Annotated in this window: 6 protein-coding genes; 5 read left to right on the top strand and 1 reads right to left on the bottom strand. The window is 40.2% G+C overall.

Going from position 1 to position 5,853, the window contains the following annotated elements:
* The first annotated feature begins 346 nt into the window (after positions 1–346).
* On the top strand, positions 347–1,663 hold the full coding sequence (gene urtA / locus AC5590_RS13620; RefSeq protein ID WP_169268814.1) for an urea ABC transporter substrate-binding protein: 1,317 nt from the start codon (positions 347–349) through the stop codon (positions 1,661–1,663).
* Between the two features lie 32 nt (positions 1,664–1,695).
* On the opposite strand, the gene AC5590_RS13615 is transcribed toward urtA, so the two are convergent.
* Complete coding sequence (locus AC5590_RS13615; protein WP_256379291.1) at positions 1,696–1,821, bottom strand: hypothetical protein; 126 nt, start codon at positions 1,819–1,821, stop codon at positions 1,696–1,698.
* An 84-nt stretch (positions 1,822–1,905) separates the two neighbouring features.
* Between AC5590_RS13615 and urtB the strand changes: the two genes are divergently transcribed.
* From urtB to urtE, 4 genes are read left to right on the top strand one after another with little or no spacing between them, the layout of a single operon-like run.
* Complete coding sequence (urtB, locus tag AC5590_RS13610; RefSeq protein ID WP_169268813.1) at positions 1,906–3,066, top strand: urea ABC transporter permease subunit UrtB; 1,161 nt, start codon at positions 1,906–1,908, stop codon at positions 3,064–3,066.
* A 30-nt stretch (positions 3,067–3,096) separates the two neighbouring features.
* Complete coding sequence (gene urtC, locus AC5590_RS13605) at positions 3,097–4,215, top strand: urea ABC transporter permease subunit UrtC (RefSeq protein WP_169268812.1); 1,119 nt, start codon at positions 3,097–3,099, stop codon at positions 4,213–4,215.
* On the top strand, positions 4,190–4,936 hold the full coding sequence (urtD, locus tag AC5590_RS13600; protein WP_169268811.1) for an urea ABC transporter ATP-binding protein UrtD: 747 nt from the start codon (positions 4,190–4,192) through the stop codon (positions 4,934–4,936). The genes urtC and urtD overlap by 26 nt, the downstream gene beginning before the upstream one ends.
* A gap of 23 nt (positions 4,937–4,959) precedes the next feature.
* Positions 4,960–5,658 (top strand): urea ABC transporter ATP-binding subunit UrtE, encoded by a 699-nt coding sequence (urtE, locus tag AC5590_RS13595; RefSeq protein ID WP_169268810.1) that lies wholly within the window; start codon positions 4,960–4,962, stop codon positions 5,656–5,658.
* Positions 5,659–5,853 lie beyond the last annotated feature (195 nt).

The following is a 5,853-nucleotide window of genomic DNA, read 5'->3' as shown; positions in this document are numbered from 1 at the left end:
ATGGCAAAGTACTAGACGCTAAGGGAATTACTGCTGTGCATCATCGTAAGTCGGGTAATCATTATTAAGGTGAGTCTGAGAGAAGTCTGAGCGCCGGCTTCCGGCGATCAGAACTATGCCCTTCAGGCACGCTGCGCGTTCGCCCTTGGCGTGCGCTTGCGCTTACGGTGATTTTGAATGATAAGCAATGTAGAGACGTAGCACGCTACGTCTCTACATTTTACAAAAAGTCATTATATAAATAACAATTTAATGATTAAATATTAAACTAATATCACAGTTTGAAGCTTGCTCTTGTCAACTTTCAGGAAGCTAGCTGATTCGTTGAGGGGAAATTAGCCAAGATATGAGTAGACAATTTAACCGACGTAGGTTTTTGATTTACAGTTCTGCAAGTATTGGTAGCAGCATCCTTCTGAAGGCTTGCGCTAATAACACCCCAACCGCTACGAACAGTCCAGCCACCTCTAGCAATGCTTCTCCTGTAGCTGCGGCTAATAGTGAAACCATCAAGGTAGGTGTTCTGCACTCCCTTAGTGGCACAATGGCTATTAGTGAAAAAAGTGTCGTCGATGCTGAGAAATTAGCCATCAAAGAAATTAATGCCAATGGTGGGGTGTTAGGAAAACAAATTGAAGCCATTATTGAAGATGGTGCTTCTAACTGGGATACTTTTAGAGAAAAAGCCACCAAGTTGATTGATCAAGATAAAGTCGCTGTAGTTTTTGGTTGTTGGACTTCAGCTAGCCGCAAAAATGTTAAACCAGTCTTTGAAAGTAAAGACCATATGCTGTGGTATCCCGTGCAGTATGAAGGTCAAGAGTGTTCTAAAAACATTTTTTACACAGGTGCAGCGCCAAATCAACAAATTGAACCTTCTGTTGATTGGTTGTTAAAAAATAAAGGCAAAGAATTCTTTTTAGTAGGATCAGACTACGTTTTTCCTCGTACTGCTAACAATATTATCAAAGCCCAATTAGAAGCTCTAAGCCGAAAAACAGTTGGTGAAGATTACTTACCCTTGGGTAATACAGAAGTTACACCAATCATCACAAAAATTAAGCAAACTTTGCCCAACGGTGGAGTCATTTATAACACCTTAAATGGTGATAGCAATGTGGCTTTCTTCAAACAGTTAAAAGGTGCTGGATTAACACCAGACAAATACCCTTCTATGTCTGTAAGTATTGCCGAAGAAGAAGTTAAGTCTATTGGTGTTGAGTATCTCAAAGGTCACTACGCTGCTTGGAATTACTTCCAAACAGTAGACACTCCTGCTAATAAGAAATTTGTCGCGGCATTTAAAAAAGAATATGGTGCAGACCGGGTAACAAATGACCCTATGGAAGCCGCATATATCGCCGTTTATTTGTGGAAGCAAGCAGTAGAAAAAGCGGGTAGTCCTGATTTAGCTAAAGTCCGTGCTGCGGCTTATGGTCAAACCATAGATGCACCTGAAGGAAAAGTGACAGTAAATGCTAATCATCACATATCTAAAGTTGTGCGGATTGGTCAAGTTAGAGATGATGGTTTGTTTGATATTATCTATGCTACACCTGCACCAGTTGAGCCAGTTCCTTGGAATCAATTTGTGAAAGAGACTAAGGGATTTGCTTGTGATTGGTCAGATCCAGCTAAGGGCGGTAAGTACAAAAAAGTCTAATTAGTCATTAGTCATTAGTTAATATAGCAATCCTAAATCATTTGTAAAATTCTCTCTTCCCTCTTTTCTTGGCGTTCTTGGCGACGCCAGTCGCCTACGGAGGGAAACCCTCCTGCACCGCTGGCTCGTCTTGGCGGTTCGATATTTTGACAACTCAAATAGGATTGCTATAGTTAGGATTTTAACTCTTCAGTTTTGACTCATTACTAGAAAACAAGCTTATAGCTGGTGGAGAAAAATAAGTGTTAACAGGTTTCTTAGATGCTGTATTTAATGGTATTAGCATCGGTTCTGTGTTATTAATTGCCGCCTTGGGATTAGCCATTATATTTGGCTTGATGGGTGTCATTAATATGGCGCATGGTGAATTGATGATGTTTGGGGCTTATACAACATTTGTTGTGCAGAATGGCTGTAAACAATTAGGCGGTTTTTGGTTTGAAATTTATATATTTTTGGCGTTAATTATTGCTTTCATTTTCACAGCATTTATCGGATTAATTCTTGAAAGAGGTGTGATTCGTTACCTCTATGGACGACCCCTAGAGACTCTGCTAGCAACTTGGGGAGTAAGTTTAATTTTTCAGCAGTTTGTTCGTAGTGCGAATTTGGTCTTAGTAATTGGCTTAGTCTTGTTTTCTCTATTGTTTTTTGGTGGGTTATGGTTTTTAAATTCCCGCACAAATTTAGAGAGAATTCGTAACTGGGTTGTGTGGGTAGTACTATTGCTATCGCTGGGGATAACAACAGCAACTTGTAATTTATTAAGTCAAACTTATCAGCTAGCAGTAACTAAACCTTGGTTTGGCGCACAAAATGTAGATGTAACAGCACCTAGTTGGTTACAAACTGGCATATCTTTAGGTGGTGTACAATTACCATTTGCCAGATTATTTATTATTGCTTTGACAATAATTTGTGTAGTAGGAATTTATCTATTCTTACAACGTTCTAGCTGGGGATTAAGAATTCGGGCTGTGACACAAAACCGGAGTATGAGTGCTTGTTTAGGTATCCCAACTCAAAAAGTTGATGCGATCACTTTTGCTTTGGGTTCTGGTTTAGCTGGAGTGGCTGGTTGCGCGATTAGTTTGCTCGGTTCTGTAGGCCCAAATACTGGACAAAATTATATTATCGACACTTTTATGGTTGTGGTTGTTGGCGGTGTGGGTAATTTAGCAGGTACTATTGTAGCTGCCTTGGGAATTGGCACAGCTAACTTTTTAATTGGTTCTGGGACTTTAGCTTTGTTGTTAACTCCTGTTAAGCCTCTGGCGGATTTATTGACGTTTTTTGCTACCACAAGTATGGCCAAGGTGATGGTATTTATGCTAATTATTTTATTTTTACAGTGGAAGCCTGGGGGAATTTTTCCACAAAAAGGTCGTAGTGTTGATGTTTAATCTCACACATAGACGTGAAGGACATAGAGGATGAAGAAGGGAGGAAGGTTAATATTAATTGAAGTTGGGGTGGTGATGGTGATTGCACTCATCCTCATCTTAATTATGCCAGTGGTGCTATCAGAATTTCGCTTGAATTTGTTGGGGCGATTTTTGTCACTGGCGATTGTGGCTTTAGCTATTGATTTGATTTGGGGTTATACTGGCTTACTAAGTTTGGGACATGGTATTTTCTTTGGTTTGGGTGGATATGCGATCGCTATGTACCTGAAACTGCAAGTCCCTGTTGGTGAGTTACCTGATTTTATGGGGCTGTATGGTATCACCGAACTTCCCTGGTTTTGGCGACCTTTTTATTCTTTCCCGATAGCAATAGCGGCTGTGGTGATACTTCCAGGTTTGCTGGCGGGATTATTGGGATATTTAGTATTCCGCAATCGCATTAAGGGAGTTTATTTTTCGATTTTGACCCAAGCCGCAACTATTGTATTTTTCAATTTTTTTAACGGTCAACAACAATTTTTCAACGGTACTAATGGGCTGATAGATTTTACAACTTTGTTTGGTGCAACCGTCAGTGATCCTAAAACAAAATTTGTTTTCTATACTCTCACAGTATTGTTTCTCGCTGGTACCTACGGGGTTTGTCGCTGGCTGACAAGTGGACGTTTTGGACGACTTTTGATAGCTATTCGGGATGACGAAAATCGGGTAAGATTTTCTGGTTATGACCCCACAGATTTTAAAACATTAGTGTTTACAGTATCGGGTGCGATCGCAGGCGTAGCAGGAGCATTTTACACCCTGCAAAGTGGTTCTGTATCACCCAGAGCAATGGATATTGCTTTTTCTATTGAAATGGTAATTTGGGTAGCCGTGGGAGGACGTGCTACATTAATCGGGGCAATTGTGGGAACTTTGTTAGTCAATTATGCCCGTGCTTTTTTGAGTGAACAATTTCCCGAAATCTGGCTATTTTTCCAAGGCGCACTATTTTTAATTGTCGTGACAGTCCTTCCTGACGGCTTAGTAGGATGGTTGCGTAGTCAAAACATTCCTCTTTTCAAACGCCCTCAACAAATTTCTACATATCCCAGTTTGGAAGAAGACACAGAAGTGCAACATGAACGCCAAAATATTGGAAACTGAAAACGTCACTGTTAGTTTTGATGGTTTTAAAGCACTCAACCAACTAAATTTTAGCATGGAAGTGGGTGAATTGCGAGTAGTCATTGGACCTAATGGTGCTGGTAAGACCACATTTCTTGATGTGATTACAGGTAAAGTGCAACCCACTATAGGACGAGTACTATTCAAAGGAAAAAACCTACGTTCTCTGCCTGAACATGAAATTGCACGGCAGGGAATTGGGCGCAAATTCCAAACACCTAGAGTTTATCTCAACCTCACACCACGGGAAAATTTAGAAATTACCAGCAACCGCAATAAAAATGTTTTTTTTACATTGTTTGGGCGTTCTCATACTACTGAAAAAAATACTATAAAAGGTTTATTAGAAACCATTGGGTTAACTTCTAAAGCAGACATCCCCGCAGCTTTATTATCCCACGGAGAAAAGCAACGTTTAGAAATTGGGATGTTAGTAGGACAATCTCCAGACTTATTACTTGTAGATGAACCAGTTGCAGGTTTAACCGATGAAGAAACCTATAACATCGGCGAACTAATTTTAACATTAGCTCAGAATCATTCAATTTTAGTGATTGAACATGATATGGAATTTGTCCGTCAAATTGCCAACAAAGTCACAGTCCTACATGAAGGTTCGGTACTGTGCGAAGGCAATTTTAGAGAAGTCCAAAATGACCCCCGTGTTGTTGAAGTATATCTAGGACAACAGCAGGAATAGATGGGAAGACAAGACGAAAACCAATGCTAAACATCTCTAACATTAACGTTTACTACGGTGAAAGCCATATTCTCCGCAACGTAGATTTGAATGTACCAAATGGGCAAATGGTATGCCTAATTGGACGCAATGGCGTAGGTAAAACAACCTTACTCAAAACAATTATGGGTTTACTCAAACCCCGGAGTGGCACAATTAACTTAGCCGGTAATTTAATCAACTCCAAATCTCCAGATCAAAGGGCGAAGATGGGAATTGGTTATGTTCCCCAAGGACGAGAGATTATTCCCCGTTTGACAGTCAAAGAAAATTTGCTGCTGGGGTTAGAAGCTAGGCAGAGACAGGTTAAAAAAGCCGAAATTCCTGAAGAAATTTTTAGCTTATTTCCTGTGTTAAAAATCATGTTGTCGCGGATGGGTGGTGATTTAAGTGGTGGACAGCAACAACAACTGGCGATCGCTCGTGCTTTAATGGGACAACCTCAATTACTTGTATTAGATGAACCCACCGAAGGGATTCAACCCTCAATTATCCTCGAAATTGAAGCGGCAGTTCGTCGCATCGTTGAAACCACAGGTATTTCTGTTTTACTGGTAGAACAACACTTACACTTTGTCCGTCAGGCCGATTACTATTACGCTATGCAAAAAGGTGCTATTGTTGCCTCTGGTTCAACTGATGAACTTAGTCAAGATGTGATTCAAAGGTTTTTGGCGGTTTAATTTTTAGGATTTTCATTTAGGTTGGCTTATTAATCCTCAAGATCAGCAGGTAGAGATTTAGCGATCTCGGTTAGCTGTAGAAGTCGTTCAAACCCCAGCGCTTCTTTATGGGGAAGAAGTTTTGCCAGGGTTTGAGTTATAAATAACATGAGAAATTCTTTCTAACTCTCTACTCTCTTCTCCAAATATTGACCA

Origin of the sequence: Brasilonema octagenarum UFV-OR1, from assembly GCF_963888615.1 — a bacterium.
GTDB classification, from domain to species: Bacteria; Cyanobacteriota; Cyanobacteriia; order Cyanobacteriales; family Nostocaceae; genus Brasilonema; species Brasilonema sennae.
The sequence above is the reverse complement of the archived record's forward strand: the minus strand, read 5'-3'. Positions and strand labels throughout refer to the sequence as shown.